Below are 19240 nucleotides of genomic sequence, written 5' to 3'. Positions count from 1 at the left end.
TCAACGTTGGGGCACTTCTGGCTGCGCGTCGCAGATGGTTGCCTGACGAGTGGGTATGGGGTTATCTCGCACCATGACTGACCCACGCTATACTCCGCTTGCCCTGTCACTGCCTGCAACCGTGCCCTTTGTCGGGCCGGAAACGCAGGAACGTCAGCGCGGCGCGCCCTTTGTCGCCCGGCTGGGGGCGAATGAAAGCATCTTTGGCCCCTCCCCCCGCGCTATCGAGGCGATGGCAGCAACGGACATATGGAAATATGGTGACCCCGAAAGCCACGACCTGCGACATGCACTGGCCGATCATCACGGTGTAAAGCCGGAAAACATCGTGGTCGGAGAAGGCATTGATGGCCTGCTGGGTTACCTCGTGCGGTTGCTGGTTGGCCCCGGCGATACAGTTGTGACCTCGGACGGGGCGTATCCGACCTTCAACTACCACGTGGCCGGGTTTGGCGGCGCGTTGCACAAGGTGCCCTATCGTGACGATCACGAGGACCCCGCGGCGCTGTTTGCCAAAGCCGTCGAGGTGGACGCAAAACTGGTCTATCTGGCGAACCCCGACAACCCAATGGGCAGTTGGCATAAAGGCGCGGATATCCTGGCCGCGATGGAGGCCCTGCCTGCGGGATGCCTGCTGGTGCTGGACGAAGCCTATGTGGAATGCGCGCCAGAAGGCACCGCAGCCCCGGTTTCAGCCGATGATCCGCGTGTGATCCGGATGCGCACATTTTCCAAGGTGTATGGCATGGCCGGGGCGCGGGTTGGCTATGCGATCGGCGCGCCGGGATTGATCGAAGCTTTCAACAAGGTCCGCAACCATTTCGGAATGAACCGGGCTGCACAAGCGGGGGCCTTGGCGGCCTTGCAGGATGCCAACTGGCTGTCGCAAGTTCAGGCACAGATCGCTAAGGCACGCGACCGGATCGGCCAGATCGCACGGGAAAACGGCTTGGTACCCTTGCCCTCGGCCACCAATTTTGTGGCGATTGATTGCGGTGGCGATGGAGCGTTTGCCAAAGCGGTGCTTGAGGGGTTAGTGGCACAAGGGATATTTGTGCGCATGCCCTTTGCCGCTCCGCAGAACCGCTGTATCCGCGTCAGTTGTGGTACGGTTACGGATCTGGATGCCTTTGCTGCAGCTCTGCCAAAGGCGCTGGCCACTGCGAAGGCCACGATTTGACCCGGGATTTGGAGGGTTCAGCGGCCAACGCGGCAGCAGCGGCCTCAAGCGCACCCGAGCCGCGCGGGATGTTCAGGGCGGCCATGGCGGTTTCCACCCCTCCCAGCATCGCCATGACCATCTGGCCGTTCACGTGGCCCATATGCCCCAGACGGAAACAGCTGTTCTGATCCTCCATGCCCAGCCCAATGCCAAGGGTCAGGCCCAGCTGGCGCTCGGTATACTGGCGCAGTGGTGTTCCCCGCCCATCGGTCAGACGCAAGGCGGTAACCGCGTGGCTGCGATGGGCGGGGTTGGCTACGTTTATCTCAAGCGCGCCACCTTCTGCCCAGACCTCGCATGCCGCCCAGATGGCCTTGGCGAGGTGATCATGGCGAGCCCAGACATTCTCGATCCCTTCAGCATGGATCATGTCGAGCGCTGCCCGCAGACCATACAGATGATGCGTCGGCGCTGTGCCGTTGAAGTATTGGTAAAACACCTGCGGGTTCACACGCGGCTGCCAGTCCCAGTATTGCGAGACGCGCGGCATCGTTGCCCGTTTGGCCTGTGCTTTGTCATTGAAGAACACAAAACCCACGCCCGCCGGGGTCATCAACCCCTTTTGGCAGGCCGACACCATGACATCGACGCCCCAGGCATCCATCTCGAACCGATCACAGCCCAGCGAGGCGATACAGTCCGCCATCAACAACGCCGGGTGGTTCAGATCGTCCAGCAACGCCCGCAGCCCCGGGATATCGTTGCGGATCGAGCTGGACGTGTCCACGTGAACCGCCAGCACGGCCTTGATTTGATGAGCCGTGTCAGCACGCAGGCTATCGGCGATGCGATCCATATCCCAAGGCGAGGATGCACCGAAATCGATCAGCTCGACCTCGGCGCCAACTCCGCGCGCCATCTCGGCCCATCCGTGGGTGAACAGGCCCGAGGCCGGGGCAAGCACCGTTTCCCCCGCTGCAATAACGTTGGACAGGGCGGCTTCCCAAGTGCCATGGCCGTTGGCAATATAGATGGCGACGTTGTGATCCGTGCCCGCCACGCGTTTCAGATCGCGTGTCAGGGTCGGCACCATCTCGATCAGCTCGCCGTCATAGATGTTGGGTGACGGGCGGTGCATGGCCTGAAGCACAGCGTCAGGCATGACTGAGGGTCCGGGAATCGCCAGATATTCGCGCCCCTGCGCAAGAGAGAGATGGTTTGTCATGGGATCAACCTGTTTGAATTGACGCCCAACCTAGCGCAGCAAAAAGCCGCGTCAATCCATCAGCTTTGAGGCGTCACGCGCAAGGGCTTCGATCCCGGCCCAATCACCGCTCTGCACCATCTGTTTGGGCGCAACCCAGCTGCCGCCAGCGCAGGCGACATTCGTCAACGACAGGTAATCGCTGGCATTGGCTGGCGAAACACCACCCGTCGGACAGAACGTGATCTGCGGCAGCGGCGCGCCGATGGCTTTCAACGCGGGCGCGCCGCCAGACGCCTCGGCGGGGAAGAACTTCAGCATGTCATAGCCTTTTTCCAGCAGGCGCATCGCCTCGCTGGCCGTGGCCGCGCCGGGCAGCAGAGGCAGGCCTTCGGCCTCACACGCCGCAATCAATACGTCTGTTGCGCCGGGCGAAACACCGAACTGCGCGCCCGCCTCTTTTGCGGCGCGTACGTCTTCGGGGGTGACCAGCGTGCCTGCGCCCACCACCCCACCGGGCACCTGCGCCATAGCCCGGATGGCATCCAGTGCCGCCGGAGTACGCAAGGTCACCTCCAGGGCGGGCAAGCCACCTGCCACCAACGCCTCGGCCAAAGGCCGGGCTTGCGCGGCATCATCGACGACCAGAACCGGAACGATAGGTGCAAGCCCGCAGATATCGCGGGTTCGTTGGGTTTTTGACATGAAGATTACACTCCGAAAATGCTAGCACCGGCGTCGGCGGACCCGACATTGTTGCGGAAAGCAGCGAACAGATCCCGTCCGACCCCGTGCTGATTGGCGGACAGATCCGCAGTGACCGGGGCGCGGTCCAGCACACCCGGAGTGAGGATTTCCAATTCGCCTTTCACTGCGTCAACGCGCAGCACATCACCATCCTGGAGATAGGCAATTGCACCACCCTCCAGCGCCTCGGGGCAGACATGGATCGCGGCGGGAACTTTGCCCGAGGCACCTGACATACGGCCATCCGTGACCAACGCCACCTTTTGGCCCCTGCCCTGGAGGATCGCCAGGATTGGCGTCAGTGAATGCAATTCGGGCATGCCATTGGCCTTTGGTCCCTGGAAGCGGACCACAACGATCACGTCCCCGGTGAATTCGCCCGCCTTGAAGGCCGCCTTGACCTCGGCCTGATCATGGAAAACACGCACGGGTGCTTCGACGATCTGATGTTCGGGCGCGACTGCGGAAACCTTCATTACGGCGGTGCCCAGATTGCCAGTCAGGCGTGACAGTCCACCTGTAGGCTGGAACGGGTCCTTGGCGGGGCGGACGATCTTGTCGTTCAGACTGTGGCCCGCGCCCTCTTCCCAAACCAGATCGCCGTCTTTCAGCTTGGGTTCCTTGGTGTAATTGTGCAGGCCCTGCCCTGCGACTGTCAGGGTGTCCGGGTGCAAAAGCCCATCGTCGAGCAGCGTGCCGATGCAATACCCCAAACCACCAGCCGCGTGGAAATGGTTCACATCCGCCAAACCGTTGGGATAGACCCGCGCGACCAGCGGGACAACGGCGGAAATGTCAGAAAAATCTTGCCAATCCAGCATGATACCACCCGCCCGCGCCATTGCGATCAGGTGGATCAGCAAGTTGGTCGAGCCACCGGTGGCCATCAGCCCGACGATGCCATTCACGAAGGCCCGCTCATCGAGAATCTGATAAACCGGTGTGTAATTGTTACCCAGCGCACTCAGCGACAACGCCCGGCGCGCACCCTCTTCGGTCAAGGCATCCCGCAGCGGCGTGTTCGGGTTAATGAAGCTAGAGCCCGGCAGGTGCAGGCCCATGAACTCCATCAGCATCTGGTTGGTGTTGGCGGTACCGTAGAAGGTACAGGTGCCGGGGCCGTGATAAGCAGCCATTTCGGCGGCCATAAGTTCATCGCGGCCAATTTCTCCGGCAGCGAATTTCTGGCGCACCTTGGCCTTTTCATCATTGGGCAGGCCGCTGGTCATCGGGCCTGCGGGCAGGAACACGGCGGGCAAATGGCCGAAGGCCTGCGCCCCAATTATCAGACCGGGAACAATCTTGTCGCAAACGCCAAGGAAAACAGCTGCGTCGTAGGTATTGTGGCTCAGCGCGACGCCCGTGGCCAACGCAATCACATCGCGCGAAAACAGCGACAGCTCCATCCCGGCCTCGCCTTGGGTGACGCCGTCGCACATGGCAGGTACACCACCTGCAACTTGCGCAGTGCCACCGGCAGTGCGGATCGCATCCCGGATCAGGCCAGGGTAGCGTTCAAACGGCTGGTGAGCTGAAAGCATGTCGTTATAAGCGGTAACAATACCAAGGTTTCCGGCGGCGCCGGTCGCCATCGCCTGTTGATCTGTCCCCGCCCCAGCATAAGCATGGGCCTGACCGCTGCAGGACAGATGCGCGCGAGCCGGGCCTTTGGATTTGGCCTGTTCCATCCGTTCCAGATGCGGGCCACGCAGGTCGGCGCTGCGGTCGATGATCCGCTGGGTGACGTCAGTGATAACAGAATGAACCATGGTTAACCTCCGATCTGACGCCAGCGACGTCCGTCGCGGTGCATCAGCATCAATGCTTCTTCGGGGCCCGAACTGCCCTGATCATAGCGTGCCGGGCGATCGCCGCGATCTTCCCAGCCTTGAATGATGGGATCGACCCAGGCCCAGGCGGCCTCGGCCTCGTCTCCGCGCATGAACAGGGTCTGGTCGCCACGTATGACGTCCATAATCAGCCGCTCATAAGCATCCGGCGCGCTGGCCTCGACGCCCAAAGCGTCGGCAAAACTCATGTCCAGCGCCACATCAGACAGGCGGAACCCGCCTGGGCCTGGATCTTTGATGGTGGTGCGTAGGGTGATGCCCTCGTCCGGTTGCAGGCGGATCACCAACACGTTCCCGTGCAGCGGGCCAACATTCGGAAAGATCGTATGCGGCGGGTCACGAAAGAACACGGCAATCTCGGATTCCCGCGCCCGCAGCCGCTTGCCGGTGCGCAGATAGAACGGAACACCCGCCCAACGCCAGTTGCCCAGATGTACCTTCAGCGCGATGAAGCTTTCCGTACGACTGCCGGGGTTGCCAACGTGATCGACATAACCACCCTGCCCGTGTTCGGCGCGGTATTGGCCGCGCGCGATATCTTTCTGCTCAACAGGCTCCAACGCTTCGATCACCTTGACCTTTTCATCGCGCACAGCGTTGGGCGCAAATTTCGACGGCGGCTCCATCGCCGTCAGACACAAAAGCTGTACCAAGTGGTTCTGAATCATGTCCCGCATGGCACCGGACTGGTCATAATAAGCGCCGCGCCCTTCAACACCCACAGTTTCAGCAACCGTGATCTGTACGTGGTCAATATGGGTCGAGTTCCATAGCGGTTCGAACAGGGAATTGGCAAAACGCAGGGCCATCAGGTTCTGAACCGTCTCTTTACCCAGATAGTGGTCGATCCGGTAAATCTGGTGTTCTTCGAAGCAGGTACGCAGCCCCTCGTTCAACGCTTTGGCGGATGCCAGATCATGACCAAAGGGTTTTTCCACCACGATGCGGCTGTCTGATGTGGCCAACCCGTGTTGGTTCAGCCGGTGCGCAATGCCCGAAAACAAGCCAGGCCCCACCGACAAATAGAACGCACGAACGACGTCAGGGCGCAATGCCTTGGCCAAATTCGACCAGCCGGCATCGCCTGACGCATCAACAGGGACATACGAGACGTGGCTTAGAAAGCGATCCAGAACGTCCTTTTTGAATTCCGGCGCAAACTCCGCCATCGAGGCGCGTATCTGATCGCGAAACGCATCACTGTCCATGTCCGATCGCGCCGAGCCGATGATGCAGGCGTCCTCGGGCATCTGCCCGACCTCAAAGCGGTGATATAGGCCCGGTAGAATCTTGCGTTGCGCCAGATCGCCGGTCGCACCGAACAGCACCAGATCGAACGGGTTAACCGGAATTACGCGTGAAACCATCGAAGGGCTCCTTCAGTTCTACCTCTGCCAACATAGCACCAGAAAGTCGCAGCACTTGTGGTTTGAGCGATGTTAACGCTAACATTTGCAAATGGCATAGGCAATGCAGATGCAGAAAGCAAGCCCGGATTTGGGATGTCAGCCCTGATTGCGCAGCCACTCCATGACGGCGGGGCGCACCGATTGCTCACCCCGGTGCCGCGCATCCGCGATGATCTTGCGCAAAGATTGCAGATCGGCCCGCAGCAACACGCTTTTGACCGGGCCGATCGAGGCCGGACGCATGGACAGTGTCCGAATACCCATCGCGGCCAGGCACAGCGCCTCAACCGGGCGACCGGCATCCTCGCCGCAGAACGAAAGCGGCGTATTGGAGGAGTTGCAGCGCTCAACGATCTGCGCGATGAAACTCAGAAAGCTGACATTCAGCGTGTCATAGCGACGACGCACCAGTTCATTTTCACGGTCAGCAGCAAAGAAGAACTGCTTCAGATCATTGCCTCCGACCGAGACAAAATCGACCTCGTCAAAGAACTTTTGGGGCGCAAAGGCCAGCGATGGGGTTTCCAGCATCGCCCCAACCTCAAGCGTTTCGGGCAGGATATGACCCAGACGTTTTTCACGCTCGATGGTTTTATTGACCTCCCAGCGGGCCTCGTAAAACTCGTCGGCTTGCGCCACGAAGGGGAACATGATCGACAAGGGGCGGCCATTGGCGGCACGCAAGAGGGCCTGCAACTGCATCCGCATCACGCCGCGTTTGTCCAGACCGACGCGGATTGCGCGCCAGCCCAGCGCCGGGTTCGGTTCCGCCACGTGCTTCATGTAGGGCAAAACCTTGTCGGACCCGATATCCAACGTGCGAAAGATCACGCGCTTGCCTTCAGCAGCGTCCAGAACCCGTTGATATTGTGTCACCAATTCTGACCGCTTGGGCATCTGGTTGCGGATCAGGAACTGCAGCTCGGTTCGGAACAGGCCCACGCCCTCGGCCCCTGAATTATTTAATGAGGGTAGATCGGCCATCAGCCCTGCATTCATTACCAGATTGATCCGCTCCCCATCCCGCGTCACTGTCGGGGTTTCACGGATTGAGGCATAGCGTTCCTGCGCCTTGGCCTGCATCGCGATTTTATCTCGCACAGCGTTTGCCACGGTGTCTTCGGGACGCAGATGGACAATGCCCTGATCCCCATCTACCAGGATATGGTCGCCGTTCAGCGCCTCGGTCGTGATCCGGCCCACATGTACCACCAACGGAATAGCCAACGCACGTGCCACGATAGTGGCATGACTGCCGACCGAGCCTTCCTCAAGCACGATGCCTTTCAGTGATCGTCCGTATTCCAGCAGGTCTCCGGGACCGATATTGCGGGCGATCAGGATCGGATCAGGTGGCAGGTCAGCGCCATTTGTATTGCCTTGGCCTGTCAGAATGCGCAGCAACCGGTTGGACAGGTCATCCAGATCAGCCAGCCGTTCACGCAAATACGGATCGGTTACCTGCCCCATCCGCGCGCGGGCCTGCGATTGTTCTTTTTCAACCGCTGCCTCGGCGCTTAGGCCCAGGGCGATGTCCTCTTCCATCCGGCGCATCCAGCCTTTGGAATTGGCAAACATGCGATAAGCCTCAAGGACTTGAAGCTGTTCCTTGTCGCCGCCCTGCGAGATTTCAAGCATCTTGTCGACTCCAACGCGCAGCTCTTCGACCGCTTCATTCAGGCGTTCACGTTCGCGATGTGGATCATCGGCAATCGGGTTGGTGACCACGACGCGGGGCTCATGCAGCCAGACATGACCTTCGGCGTATCCTTCCTGTGCGGGACCACCGCTCAGCTGTACTGATTGCTGGTGCAGGGGCGACAGGGCCGCACCCTCGCCGATAAAGGCGCCCAGCTCGGCCATCTCGGCCAGAACCATGGCGACGACCTCCAGCGCATAAACCTCATCCGCCGAAAACTGGCGCGCCTCGCGGGATTGCACCACCAGAACGCCCAGTTTTTCACCCAGCCGTTGAACCGGCACGCCCAGAAAGGACGAAAACCGTTCTTCGCCGGTTTCCGGCATATAGCGGAAGCCTTTGGCCGACGGCGCGTCAGGGGTATTCACGACCTTGCCAGATTGGGCGACGCGGCCAACCAGACCTTCGCCCATACGCATCCGGGTCTTGTGCACCGCTTCGGGTGCCAAGCCTTCAGTGGCGCACAGCTCCAACGTGTCTTCGTCGCGAAACAGATAGACCGAGCAGACCTCGGCCCGGATGCTGTCGGCGATCAGATGCGTAATCCGGTCAAGACGTTCCTGACCGGCGGCTTCGCTCGCCATTTCTTCGCGCAGCCGCCCCAGCAGCTTGCGGGATTCTGTTTCGGTGCCGTCCGCCATGGCCCAACCAAATTATTGTGTCAGGCGAAATCCTTGGCTGAAATGCTCAGGCCGCCTTGTCCAGTTCAAAGGCATCATGCAGTGCCTGAACCGCAAGTTCCATGTATTTCCGATCCACAAGGACGGAAATTTTTATCTCAGAGGTTGTAATGACCTTAATGTTGATCCCCTCATCCGAGAGTATCTTGAACATTTTGGCCGCAACACCCGACTGAGAACGCATTCCGATGCCCACCACCGAGACCTTGCAGACATCTTCGTCCGCAACCAGTTCGGCATAGTTCAGCTCACCCGCGTCCTTGATCGCCAACAACGCTTTCTCGGCACGCGCGACCTGATCGGTCGGGCACGAGAAGGTCATGTCGGTGCGCCCCTCGTCCGAAATATTCTGAACGATCATGTCCACGTTCACGCCCTCATCGCTGAGCGCGGTAAAGATGATCGAGGCGATACCGGGTCGGTCCGCCACCGAAACGACGGTCATCTTAGCCTCGTCACGGGAATAGGCCACACCGGCCACAACATTGGATTCCATGATATCCTCCTCGTCAACGACCAGCGTACCAGCCTCGTCGGATTGTTCCTCGAAACTTGAGAGAACGCGCAGTTTCACCTTATACCGCATCGCCAACTCGACCGAGCGGGTTTGCAGCACCTTGGCCCCCAACGAGGCCAGTTCGAGCATCTCTTCGAACGAAATACGGTCCAGTTTGCGCGCTTTTTCACAGATGCGCGGGTCGGTGGTATAGACGCCGTCTACATCCGTATAAATATCGCAACGCTCGGCGCCGAACGCGGCGGCAAAGGCCACGGCGGTGGTGTCCGAACCGCCCCGGCCCAGCGTGGTGATGCGCCCTTCGGGGCTGATGCCCTGAAAGCCTGCGACAACGGCCACTTTCATGCCTTCGTCGAATTTTTGGGTCAGATTTTCGGTCGGAATTTCTTCGATCCGGGCCTGACTGTGGGCACTGGTAGTCATCAGCGGCACCTGCCAGCCCTGCCAGCTGCGCGCGGGAATATCCATTTCCTGCAACGTCAGCGCCATCAGACCAGCGGTCACGTTCTCGCCCGAGGACACCACGGCGTCATATTCACGCGCATCAAACAGGGGCGAGGTTTCGTTGACCCATCCCACCAGCTCATTGGTCTTGCCCGACATTGCCGAGACAATGACGATCACGTCATAGCCCTTGGCCACCTCAACACCGATGCGTTTCGCCGCGCGGCGGATACGGTCAAGGTTGGCAACCGACGTGCCACCGAATTTCATTACGAGTACGGGCATGGGGGTGGTCTCTCCGCGCCTTGGAATTCAGGTTCCGTGCGTCTTATGCGAGGGGGGCCGCAAGGGCAAGGGTTCAAAACCGCTCCGAATGCCGCATGGGGCTGCTTTACATCCGGCAGCGAGGCTGTCAGCCTTAGTCATCGAATTTTCCAAGAGGTTTTCCATGTTCCGCCTTGCCCTCGCAGTTGTCCTGCTGTCTTCCCCTGCCCTTGCACAGGTTTCAACTCTGGCCGCAACTGACGGCAAGAATGCTTTGGGCACTGTGCCCTGCGCCTCGGGCGGCGCACCGCTCGACAGCTGCCATGCCGAATTGCGCCACCATGACGACGGCACGACGACGTTGGCTGTGTCATTGGGCGGCGGTGAAGTGCGCAGCATCTATTTCACCGATGGCGTGCCGAATTCCAGCAGTTCACCTGCCAAGATCAGCCATGAAACACGTGGCGACCTGACCGTGATTTTCATCGACCCGGATGAGGTCTACGAAATCCCCACCGCAGCGTTGATACGTCAGTAAGCGTGGGGGCGACCGTCCCAGTTTTCGAAACAACCCGTTGTTTCCAGTGACAACGCATCGAACCTTTCAATCAGGCCCTCTGCGGCCTGATCCAGGGTGATATCGGCTTCGGGCCCGCCCATATCGGTCTGCACCCAGCCCGGGTGATAGATACCTACGGCGATTCCATCATCGCGCAAATCCGTGGCCAGATTGCGTCCCAGACTCAAGGCTGCGGCCTTTGATGCGCGGTAGATATAGCTGCCCCCCGGCGCGCGGGTGTGCGAGGCCATCGTCGATGAAATAATCGCAATCTTTCCTCGTGCGGCCCGCAAGTTTGGCAACAATGCCTGAACGGTTAGAAACACGCCTGTCACGTTGATGGCAAAGCTTTGCGCCCACATGTCGGCGGGATAGCCGTCAATGCTTTGCCCTTTGTCCAGATATACCCCGGCGTTGCAGATCAGCAAATCGACGGGTTGATTTGCCAGATACGTGGCCACGTCGGAATGTTGCGAAGGGTCGGTAACATCCAGAACCACCTGCGCACTGCCATCCCGCGCGGTGCCGGTCAGCTTGTCCCCGCGGGCCCGGTAATTGTCGGCCAGCGTTCGGCCAATGCCACGATTGACCCCCGTAATAACTACATGCACGGCTTAATTTGTCTTTCTGCTGGGAACAAAAGGCAAAGGTGCCACTGGAACCCCATCGTCGATCAGGGCCTGCGCTTCGTCCGGCTTGGCCTCACCATAGATCGCACGCTCGGGCGCATCACCAAGGTGGATTTTGCGCGCTTCGCTGGCAAAATCCTTACCCACATAGTCCGAGTTCTCTTCGACCTTGCGGCGCAGCTCGGCCAGCACCTTTTCAATGTCTGGCGCAGGGGCGGCCACATCTATCGTTTCAGCCTCGGGCATGGGGGCGATGGTCTTTGCCACGGCCTCACGGGCCGGGCGGACACGTGGGGTCATGATAGCCTTTTCAACATCCGCACATCCACACACAGCGCAAGTCACCATGCCCGTGGATGCCAGTTTGTCGTAAGCGGCGGCCGATTGGAACCAACTGTCAAATGTATGGCCGTTGCTGCATTTCAATGCGTATTGAATCATGATCCGTCCAAATGTCGGTTGTCGAATTGATAACCACAGACATGGCAATATCAAGCCCTACCAGAGGCATCTTAGCGCATGATTGGCTCAAGTTTTTGAAACATTTGCCCAAGTTCGGGGAAATTGACGTGAACTGCGGCTTTTTTCGGCACAAACCATTGTCTCTGCCGCTGTTTGAATTCGGGAAAACACGCAGCAACCGATGTCACCAATAACGGAAAGACATCCACGACGCACAATACTGCGCCTTTTTTCTGATGACGTTTTCGATAGCAAAACTGCCCCATTGCCTGCGTGTCACACTCTCCTCGAATACCGGCCTCTTCCCACGCCTCCTGGCCTGCGGTCTGAGACGCAGTCAGCCCATCAATCAACCACCCTTTGGGAATGATCCAACGGCGTGATTTGCGCGTTGTGATCAACAGCACTTCTGGTTGCCCTTGCTCGACACGATAGCACAAAGCCGCCGATTGCTGCAGCACCGGCAGGTGCCGGGCATTGTTGGAAACATGAGGCGAAAGCCTTGCGTCAATCACGCCGAGCCGCCTTTCATATGGATATTTGCCTGTTTGCCCGCGTTGTTTTCGCTTATATGGCGGACCCTCAGACCATCAATACCATATGCGGTGAAATTCTCCAAGCCTTTGAAGAAAAATCACATTCGGGCGGCCAGTTTCCGCACCAGTTCATCGTGGGGAATATCGGCATCGACCGCCAAACGGCGCAGGCCGAAATGCACGCGGGCAATCTGCTGGTAATACCGCGTGTAGACATAGTTGGTGCCGCCTCCGGCGATGGCACCCAACACGGGCACGGACTGCGCCGCCAATTTCTGCCCCAACACAACTGACAACCGCGGAGCGACCGCTGCGATCAGTTTTTGCATGGCAGGTCCTGTCAAGGTCAACCTGACCGAGAAGAACCCCAGATCGGCGCCGTCGTCATTGGACAAAGGCCCGGCGGCGGACAGGACACGCACGCAATCAAATTTCACACCATCTTCCGACGGATCAAACCCTTCGCGCGCAGCCGCACCCTGTATGGCACGCAGCAGCATCGCGGTCGTCGCAGGTAGTTCCATCAAAGCAGTGGACATGCCGCCCAACCCTCCGGCTGCACCCATGGCCGTTGTTACTGCGGTGTTGACCCAGGGATGCTGGTCCGGAACAGCCCGTCGTGACCCTTCGGCGGCTCGCATCGCCAGCCACAGGGCCTGTTCCGTCGCGCCCGTCAGGCCCTGCCTGATCGGTTCTGGCAATTGCTCCAACAAGGATTCCGCCGAACCACCCAAATTATTCAACAGCTTGACGCCCGGCCCTCCGGCCGTTCGGTAATACCTAGCCAATCGGTCCAGTTCCGCCTCGGCATCCAGCTTTTCAACAAGAACCACGTCCTGCATAAAAACCCTCCTGCCCATAAGACATCGGGGTTTATAGCCAAGGTTTCAATAGTTCAGCGGGTCCAACGGGTGACAAGCCCATCCACTCCGTCCCAAACACCCGAGGATAATTCCAGCCCCAGAATTCGGTCCGGGTTGGTCGGAGGGGGCATTTCAACCCCATTCAGACGGGAAAACCCGAACCGGGCATAATAAGGTGCATCACCAACCAACATGACCCGATCCCAGCCCATCACCCGGCCAGCTTCGATACCTTCGTGGATCAGAAAGCCCCCAAGACCCTCGCCTTGATGGGTCGGGTGTACGGCTACCGGCCCCAGCAGCAAGGCATCGTGATCACCCACGTGCACCGGCCAGAACCGTATGGCCCCAGCCAGAATGCCCTGCCCGTCACGCGCAACCAGAGACAAGCCTGAAACCGGCGGCACATCATCGCGCAGACGATAGGAAGACAGCGCTTCGCGCCCGGGCGCAAAGCACAGGTCATAGAGGGCTTCGACCTCCCACCAATCATCCGGCTCTTCCGGCCTGATCCCGAACTGCTGCACCTCAGCCCTCTTTTCCTTGCTGGCATTCGCCCTAGCACTTCGCTACGCCTTGGGCAAACGCTTGGAGTAGAGATGTTCTATCGACCCGAAGACGGCCACGGTCTGCCGCACAATCCATTCAACGCTGTCATTACCCCCCGTCCGATCGGTTGGATATCCACCCGCAGCCCCGATGGGATCAACAATCTGGCACCTTATTCCTTCTTCAACGGGGTCGCCTACACGCCCCCACAGGTGATGTTCGCTTCAACGGGCACCAAACACGATCAGGACGGTGGCAAGGACAGTGTTTCGAACATCGAAGCAACCGGAGTGTTCTGCGTGAACGTGGTGGCACACGCACACCGCGATGCGATGAACGCCAGTTCCGCAGGCCTGCCCAAACATCACGACGAATTCGAACATGCTGGCCTGACGCCGGTTGAATGCGAAACCATCCCCTGCGCTCGAGTCGAGGGCGTTCCGGCTGCTCTGGAATGCAAATTGACCAAGATTGTCGATCTGCCGGGCGAGGCAAATCGGGTTGTTTTCGGAGAAGTAACCGGTGTCCACCTGCGAGACGATTGTTTGAGGGATGGAATATTCGACGTGACGACCTTCAACCCGCTCGCCCGGCTTGGATATCGGGACTATTCAGTCGTAACCGAGTTGTTCTCGCTTAGTCGCCCAGACGATTAGGAATTACAGGGGGGGCGCTGCCCCGCCGCCCTTTGGGTGCCTCCCCCGAGATATTTTCAGCCAGATGAACCAGGGGATCCTGTATTCATCTGGTCACAAATACCTCGGAGCGCGAGGCAGAGCCTCGCAAAATACTCAGTGGCCGCCCAGAATGCCGGTGCGAACAGAATAATCCACCGCCAGTTGGTAATCGGGGTCATCATCGCTGTCGACCATCAGATGCCCTGCTTTGTTCAGCAGCTTGTGGCAATCGCGGCTGAGGTGGCGCAGCATGACGCGTTTGCCTGCGGCCTCGTATTTCGAAGCGACGTTTTCGATGGCCTGCAAGGCCGACTGGTCGACAACCCGGCTTTCTGCAAAATCCACGATCACCGTGTCAGGATCGCTTGGCACATCGAACAACTCGACAAAACCCTCGGAGGAACCAAAGAACAGAGGCCCTTGGATTTCGTAGACTTTTGCGCCTTTTTCGGTTTCCGATTCACGCGTGATGGCATGGATACGCTTGGCGTTGTTCCACGCATAGGCCAGCGCGGAGACGATGACACCAACCACAACCGCGACCGCGAGGTCTTCCATCACCGTCACCACAGTCACCAGAACGATAACGAATGCGTCCGTCAATGGCACCTTGCGCATGATCTTGAACGAGTTCCAGGCGAATGTACCGATCACCACCATAAACATCACCCCAACCAGTGCGGCCAGCGGGATTTGCTCGATCAGCGGTGAGGCAAACAAGATGAACACCAGCAGGAACAGCGCCGCCGCGATACCGGCGATACGGGTCCGGCCACCGGACTTTACGTTGATCATCGACTGACCAATCATTGCGCAGCCGCCCATGCCACCGAAGAAACCGGTGGCGACGTTAGCAACGCCTTGCGCGATGCATTCCTGCGAAGCCCCGCCGCGCTTACCGGTGATCTCTCCAACAAGGTTCAACGTCAGCAGGGATTCGATCAGGCCGATTGCGGCTAGAATGACGGCATAGGGCAGGATGATTTCAAAAGTTTCCCAGGTCAGCGGCACCATCGGGATGTGGAACGGCGGCAAACCTCCCTCGATAGACGCCAGGTCACCGACGCGAGGCACGTCCAAACCAAAGCCAATCACCAGCGCGGCAACAACAAAAATACCGGCCAGCGGCGCAGGAATGATGCGCGTGATACGCGGCATGACCCAGATCACCGCCATGGTCAGAGCGACCAGGCCCAGCATCGTGTAAAGCTGCAGACCCGAAAGCCATTCGCCGCCACCGACGCCATGGCCGGTGTTTTCCATGGTGCCAGGCACTTTGAACTGACCCAACTGCGCCAGAAAAATCACGATAGCCAGACCATTCACAAAGCCCAGCATCACCGGATGCGGCACCAGCCGGATGAACCGGCCCCAATGCATGGCCCCGGCGATCACTTGCAGGATACCCATCAAAACCACGGTCGCGAACAGGTATTCAACCCCGTGTTGGGCCACCAGCGCCACCATCACAACGGCCAACGCCCCGGTCGCGCCCGAAATCATGCCCGGACGGCCACCGATCAGCGCCGTGATCAGACCGACCATAAAGGCCGCGTACAGACCAACCAGCGGATGCACCCCGGCAACAAAGGCAAAGGCCACTGCTTCGGGCACCAACGCCAGCGCCACAGTCAGACCGGACAGCAGTTCGATCCGCAGGCGCGAGGCAGTCAGCCCTTCGTCCGGCACCCAACGAAGATCGGGTTTAGCTATACGATTGGCAAAGCTTGCCAGCATGGCTCGGGGCATGGGACGGTCCTGTTGGTATTTTGGGTTCGCGCGAAAGGGGTCTTTTAGCGGTCAATCCCCGCAGGAGATACCGCGCCAGGTGGGACCCAGATATGCAACAGACGCATACCGCGCCTTCAGCCAACACAAACCGTTGAACCCACTTGCCAAATCCTCCGCTGCCCCTCAGACAGTCTGCATCGTATTTTTTCATTCGGAGCGCAGCCATGACCCAGACGAAAATCGCAATCATCGGCGGATCAGGTATCTACGATATCGACGGGCTGGAAAAGGCGGAATGGGTTACGGTTGAAACGCCGTGGGGTGCACCTTCGGACCAGATTCTGACGGGGGCTTTGAATGGGGTCGAAATGGCCTTCCTGCCCCGTCACGGGCGTGGCCACGTTCATTCACCGACCGAGGTGCCCTATCGCGCCAATATCGATGCGCTGAAACGGCTGGGGGTTACGGACGTGATCTCGGTTTCCGCCTGCGGGTCGTTTCGCGAGCATATGGCGCCGGGGGATTTCGTCATTGTCGACCAGTTCATTGACCGGACATTTGCGCGCGAGAAGAGCTTTTTCGGCACTGGTTGCGTCGCCCATGTCAGCGTGGCGCATCCCACCTGCCCGCGCCTGTCGGACGCTTGTGAGAGCGCAGGCAAGGCGGCAGGTATCACCATCCATCGCGGTGGCACCTATCTGGCGATGGAGGGGCCGCAGTTCTCATCTCTGGCCGAATCCAAGATGTATCGCGAGCATTGGGGATGTGACGTGATTGGCATGACTAACATGCCCGAGGCGAAACTCGCCCGCGAAGCCGAACTTTGTTATGCCTCGATCGCCATGGTGACCGACTATGACAGCTGGCACCCGGATCACGGCGAGGTCGACGTAACCGCCATTATCGCCACCCTAACCGGGAATGCGGAAAAAGGCCGGGCGCTGGTCAAGGGCCTGCCCGATCTGTTGGGGGCTGAACGCGCGCCCTGCCCGCATGGCTGCGATCGGGCATTGGAGTTTGCGATCCTCACTGCGCCCGAAAAACGCGATCCGGCGTTACTGGCCAAGCTGGATGCGGTCGCAGGCCGGATTCTTTAAACCACGCTACTGCGCAAGGGTCTGCTGCACCTCGTCCCACAAGCCATACGACCAGAGGTCGTTGTGGGTGCCGTTGTGGATGACATGAAGTTTGGCGGTGTCGCCCGACATCGCCGCCAGCGCTTGGCCGTGATGCACCGGAACGGTTTCATCCTCGGTTCCGTGGAAGATCAGCGTTGGCACCGTAACATCGCCGATAAAGTCACGGGTTGCGAACTGATCCTTCATCAAGGCCGAAACCGGCAGAAACGGATAGCGCTCGGACGCGACATCCACAGTCGCGGTGAAGGGGGCCTCTAGCACCAGTAACTGTGCATTCGGACGCTGTTGGGCGACAGCAGCCGCCACGCCGGTGCCAAGGCTTTGACCGTGCAGGACGACGGCTGCACCCTCAGAGTCCAGTTGGTCAAACATGTGAACCCCATCTGAGATCAGCGCCAGTTCCGAGGGCTCGCCGCCACTGCCTGGAAAACCGCGATAACTGGGGGCGAGCAGGCCAAAACCACTGTTCAGGATTTCCCGCAGCCGGTCGGCCCGTTCACCCAGATTGCCGCTTTGACCGTGGAAAAAAAGAACGGTCGGCGCATCTTCAGTGGCCGGTGGCGCGGACCACGCCGTCAGCACAACCCCGTCGGACATGGGCAGAGAGATCACGTCGACATCGGCCAGCCCAACATCATTGGGGGCGGGCAATTCTCCGGACGGTTTGTATAGCAGCTCATCCTGATTAGCGTACATGTACCCCACGATCCCGGCGTAAATCACGACGCTAATCAGGATCAGAAGGATCAGCACACGTTTCAACCGCCCGTCGTTTGAGCGGGACATGTCCTTGAACGCTTTTGTATAGTCGGGATGTGTCTGCGTCACCTTCGCCTCCGATCCTTTGATATGCCCTAGGTTGTAGGGCCAGACCGGCGTTTCAAGGACGGTACGCACGCTTTAACGCAATCTTTAACTTACTCAACCCGGGTACATTGTGACCGTTGGGGGTGGTAAGGACACCCAGACCCTCGCAAATTGTTTATTTCAAACACGCCACTGAACCGCATTTGTGCCAAAAATTCATTTCAGTACGCCCCAAACAGAGGAGCACCATGAAACGACTCGAAGCCCTAGACGCCGCCCGCTTTTTTGCTTTCTGCGGCATGGTGCTGGTGAACTTCCGCATCGCGGCGCAAGTTGCGCCGGGCCAAGACTGGGCGTCAAACCTTGTCGACGCATTGGAGGGGAGGGCCGCCGCACTGTTCGTCATTCTGGCCGGTGTAGGATTGGGTCTGTCGAGCATCCCCGCTGGTGTGCTGCTGCGGCGCGCGGCCTTTCTGTTCGTTCTCGGCCTGATCAACATGACCGTGTTCGACGCTGACATTCTGCATTTCTACGCATTGTACTTTGTGGTGGGGGCTGTGTTTCTTTCGGCCTCGGGACGCATGTTGTGGCTGGGGGCGTTGGGGATTGTTGCGCTGGCCGTTTTGGCCAACCTTATCTTTGACTATGAGCGGGGCTGGGATTGGTCCACGCTCAGCTATACCGACCTCTGGACCCTACCCGGCTTTTTACGAAATGCAATTTTCAACGGTTGGCACCCGGTTTTACCTTGGGCTGCTTTCCTGCTGATCGGTATGGCCATCGGGCGATCACAGCTTCACACGATCTGCATTCAACACCGCCTGATCATGTGGGGATTTGGCGCTGCCGTGTTGGCCCTGTTTCCACAAAGGTTGGTGTCCGAACCGGAATTGGTTGCCTATCTGGGCACTGCGTCGATTCCGCCAGGGCCGTTCTATATCCTGGCCAGCACCGGATCGGCGTGCGTGGTGATCGGACTGTTGCTGAAGCTATGGCCAAAGATCGAAAAACTGCGCCTTGGCTCTGCCCTGACCGCTCCGGGACGGCAGAGCCTGACCCTCTATGTGGCGCATATCCTGATCGGGATGGGATTGCTGGAGGAGCTTGGTTTGCTGAATGGCACACTCAAACCAACACAGATCGTGGTTTACGCGCTTGGGTTCTGCGCTTTGTCCTCGGGTTTTGCCCTGTTGTGGTTCCGCCGGTTCAAGCGTGGCCCACTTGAGGCATTGATGCGTCGCGTCACCGAGCCACGAAAGGCTTGACCTCACCGTCGCGGCGGGGCTTGGTGAGGGCGAAACCAAACGGGTAA

18 protein-coding genes are annotated in these 19240 nt (G+C 59.2%); 5 read left to right on the top strand and 13 right to left on the bottom strand.

The annotated features are described in order from the left end of the window. Nucleotides 1-73: 73 nt before the first annotated feature. A complete protein-coding gene (locus ACR0JB_RS19625) occupies nucleotides 74-1180 on the top strand; it encodes a pyridoxal phosphate-dependent aminotransferase (RefSeq protein ID WP_170398889.1) in 1107 nt (368 codons plus the stop codon). Here ACR0JB_RS19625 and ACR0JB_RS19620 read toward each other — a convergent pair. The 6 genes from ACR0JB_RS19620 to ACR0JB_RS19595 all read right to left on the bottom strand — a co-directional run bounded on the left by ACR0JB_RS19620 (nucleotide 1113) and on the right by ACR0JB_RS19595 (nucleotide 9997). Continuing rightward, the gene (locus tag ACR0JB_RS19620; protein ID WP_170398892.1) at nucleotides 1113-2387 is read right to left on the bottom strand and encodes a pyridoxal-phosphate-dependent aminotransferase family protein; all 1275 of its coding nucleotides are present in this window, start codon (nucleotides 2385-2387) and stop codon (nucleotides 1113-1115) included. The genes ACR0JB_RS19625 and ACR0JB_RS19620 overlap by 68 nt on opposite strands. A 51-nt stretch (nucleotides 2388-2438) precedes the next feature. Further along, on the bottom strand, nucleotides 2439-3071 hold the full coding sequence (gene eda / locus ACR0JB_RS19615; RefSeq protein ID WP_170398895.1) for a bifunctional 4-hydroxy-2-oxoglutarate aldolase/2-dehydro-3-deoxy-phosphogluconate aldolase: 633 nt from the start codon (nucleotides 3069-3071) through the stop codon (nucleotides 2439-2441). A 5-nt stretch (nucleotides 3072-3076) separates the two neighbouring features. Then, nucleotides 3077-4882, bottom strand: coding sequence for a phosphogluconate dehydratase (gene edd / locus ACR0JB_RS19610; RefSeq protein WP_170398898.1), 1806 nt, complete (start codon nucleotides 4880-4882; stop codon nucleotides 3077-3079). Nucleotides 4883-4884: 2 nt separating this feature from the next. Continuing rightward, nucleotides 4885-6330, bottom strand: a complete 1446-nt coding sequence (gene zwf / locus ACR0JB_RS19605) for a glucose-6-phosphate dehydrogenase (protein WP_170398901.1) — start codon at nucleotides 6328-6330, stop codon at nucleotides 4885-4887. Between the two features lie 138 nt (nucleotides 6331-6468). Then, nucleotides 6469-8712, bottom strand: coding sequence for a phosphoenolpyruvate--protein phosphotransferase (ptsP, locus tag ACR0JB_RS19600; RefSeq protein ID WP_170398904.1), 2244 nt, complete (start codon nucleotides 8710-8712; stop codon nucleotides 6469-6471). A gap of 46 nt (nucleotides 8713-8758) precedes the next feature. Continuing rightward, nucleotides 8759-9997 (bottom strand): aspartate kinase, encoded by a 1239-nt coding sequence (locus ACR0JB_RS19595; protein ID WP_170351389.1) that lies wholly within the window; start codon nucleotides 9995-9997, stop codon nucleotides 8759-8761. 163 nt (nucleotides 9998-10160) lie between these two features. Between ACR0JB_RS19595 and ACR0JB_RS19590 the strand changes: the two genes are divergently transcribed. Continuing rightward, the gene (locus tag ACR0JB_RS19590) at nucleotides 10161-10514 is read left to right on the top strand and encodes a hypothetical protein (RefSeq protein WP_170351390.1); all 354 of its coding nucleotides are present in this window, start codon (nucleotides 10161-10163) and stop codon (nucleotides 10512-10514) included. On the opposite strand, the gene ACR0JB_RS19585 is transcribed toward ACR0JB_RS19590, so the two are convergent. The 5 genes from ACR0JB_RS19585 to ACR0JB_RS19565 all read right to left on the bottom strand — a co-directional run bounded on the left by ACR0JB_RS19585 (nucleotide 10508) and on the right by ACR0JB_RS19565 (nucleotide 13552). After that, complete coding sequence (locus ACR0JB_RS19585) at nucleotides 10508-11146, bottom strand: SDR family oxidoreductase (RefSeq protein ID WP_480790212.1); 639 nt, start codon at nucleotides 11144-11146, stop codon at nucleotides 10508-10510. The genes ACR0JB_RS19590 and ACR0JB_RS19585 overlap by 7 nt on opposite strands. 3 nt (nucleotides 11147-11149) lie before the next feature. Next, nucleotides 11150-11605: a DUF1178 family protein gene (locus tag ACR0JB_RS19580; protein ID WP_170351392.1), complete on the bottom strand. Its 456-nt coding sequence runs from the start codon at nucleotides 11603-11605 to the stop codon at nucleotides 11150-11152. 71 nt (nucleotides 11606-11676) lie between these two features. Continuing rightward, entirely contained in the window at nucleotides 11677-12141 is a 465-nt protein-coding gene (locus tag ACR0JB_RS19575; protein ID WP_170379122.1) for an NUDIX hydrolase, read from the bottom strand. 119 nt (nucleotides 12142-12260) lie between these two features. Beyond that, complete coding sequence (locus ACR0JB_RS19570; RefSeq protein WP_226689806.1) at nucleotides 12261-13004, bottom strand: EcsC family protein; 744 nt, start codon at nucleotides 13002-13004, stop codon at nucleotides 12261-12263. 53 nt (nucleotides 13005-13057) lie between these two features. After that, nucleotides 13058-13552: a GNAT family N-acetyltransferase gene (locus ACR0JB_RS19565; protein WP_226689807.1), complete on the bottom strand. Its 495-nt coding sequence runs from the start codon at nucleotides 13550-13552 to the stop codon at nucleotides 13058-13060. Between the two features lie 72 nt (nucleotides 13553-13624). On the opposite strand from ACR0JB_RS19565, the gene ACR0JB_RS19560 reads away from it, so the two are divergent. Further along, on the top strand, nucleotides 13625-14230 hold the full coding sequence (locus ACR0JB_RS19560; RefSeq protein WP_170414317.1) for a flavin reductase family protein: 606 nt from the start codon (nucleotides 13625-13627) through the stop codon (nucleotides 14228-14230). Nucleotides 14231-14365: 135 nt separating this feature from the next. Here ACR0JB_RS19560 and ACR0JB_RS19555 read toward each other — a convergent pair whose 3' ends face one another. Next, nucleotides 14366-16000, bottom strand: a complete 1635-nt coding sequence (locus tag ACR0JB_RS19555; RefSeq protein WP_170351401.1) for a SulP family inorganic anion transporter — start codon at nucleotides 15998-16000, stop codon at nucleotides 14366-14368. Between the two features lie 206 nt (nucleotides 16001-16206). On the opposite strand from ACR0JB_RS19555, the gene ACR0JB_RS19550 reads away from it, so the two are divergent. Next, a complete protein-coding gene (locus ACR0JB_RS19550; protein ID WP_170398917.1) occupies nucleotides 16207-17079 on the top strand; it encodes an S-methyl-5'-thioadenosine phosphorylase in 873 nt (290 codons plus the stop codon). 6 nt (nucleotides 17080-17085) lie between these two features. On the opposite strand, the gene ACR0JB_RS19545 is transcribed toward ACR0JB_RS19550, so the two are convergent. Continuing rightward, nucleotides 17086-17949, bottom strand: a complete 864-nt coding sequence (locus ACR0JB_RS19545; RefSeq protein WP_367648210.1) for an alpha/beta hydrolase — start codon at nucleotides 17947-17949, stop codon at nucleotides 17086-17088. Nucleotides 17950-18176: 227 nt separating this feature from the next. Between ACR0JB_RS19545 and ACR0JB_RS19540 the strand changes: the two genes are divergently transcribed. Next, nucleotides 18177-19193: a DUF418 domain-containing protein gene (locus ACR0JB_RS19540; protein ID WP_170398919.1), complete on the top strand. Its 1017-nt coding sequence runs from the start codon at nucleotides 18177-18179 to the stop codon at nucleotides 19191-19193. Nucleotides 19194-19240: the final 47 nt, after the last annotated feature.

The sequence above is a fragment of the Ruegeria sp. BI7 genome, assembly GCF_056537925.1.
Note: the sequence above shows the minus strand (reverse complement) of the source record. Positions and strands in the feature narration are given on the sequence as shown.

What these genes read in the sequence shown, in the direction of transcription:
- ACR0JB_RS19625 (WP_170398889.1), top strand. Translation starts at nt 74, where the DNA reads ATGACTGACCCACGCTATACTCCGCTTGCCCTGTCACTGCCTGCAACC.
- ACR0JB_RS19620 (WP_170398892.1), bottom strand. Translation starts at nt 2,387, where the DNA reads ATGACAAACCATCTCTCTCTTGCGCAGGGGCGCGAATATCTGGCGATT.
- eda (WP_170398895.1), bottom strand. Translation starts at nt 3,071, where the DNA reads ATGTCAAAAACCCAACGAACCCGCGATATCTGCGGGCTTGCACCTATC.
- edd (WP_170398898.1), bottom strand. Translation starts at nt 4,882, where the DNA reads ATGGTTCATTCTGTTATCACTGACGTCACCCAGCGGATCATCGACCGC.
- zwf (WP_170398901.1), bottom strand. Translation starts at nt 6,330, where the DNA reads ATGGTTTCACGCGTAATTCCGGTTAACCCGTTCGATCTGGTGCTGTTC.
- ptsP (WP_170398904.1), bottom strand. Translation starts at nt 8,712, where the DNA reads ATGGCGGACGGCACCGAAACAGAATCCCGCAAGCTGCTGGGGCGGCTG.
- ACR0JB_RS19595 (WP_170351389.1), bottom strand. Translation starts at nt 9,997, where the DNA reads ATGCCCGTACTCGTAATGAAATTCGGTGGCACGTCGGTTGCCAACCTT.
- ACR0JB_RS19590 (WP_170351390.1), top strand. Translation starts at nt 10,161, where the DNA reads ATGTTCCGCCTTGCCCTCGCAGTTGTCCTGCTGTCTTCCCCTGCCCTT.
- ACR0JB_RS19580 (WP_170351392.1), bottom strand. Translation starts at nt 11,605, where the DNA reads ATGATTCAATACGCATTGAAATGCAGCAACGGCCATACATTTGACAGT.
- ACR0JB_RS19570 (WP_226689806.1), bottom strand. Translation starts at nt 13,004, where the DNA reads ATGCAGGACGTGGTTCTTGTTGAAAAGCTGGATGCCGAGGCGGAACTG.
- ACR0JB_RS19560 (WP_170414317.1), top strand. Translation starts at nt 13,625, where the DNA reads ATGTTCTATCGACCCGAAGACGGCCACGGTCTGCCGCACAATCCATTC.
- ACR0JB_RS19555 (WP_170351401.1), bottom strand. Translation starts at nt 16,000, where the DNA reads ATGCCCCGAGCCATGCTGGCAAGCTTTGCCAATCGTATAGCTAAACCC.
- ACR0JB_RS19550 (WP_170398917.1), top strand. Translation starts at nt 16,207, where the DNA reads ATGACCCAGACGAAAATCGCAATCATCGGCGGATCAGGTATCTACGAT.
- ACR0JB_RS19540 (WP_170398919.1), top strand. Translation starts at nt 18,177, where the DNA reads ATGAAACGACTCGAAGCCCTAGACGCCGCCCGCTTTTTTGCTTTCTGC.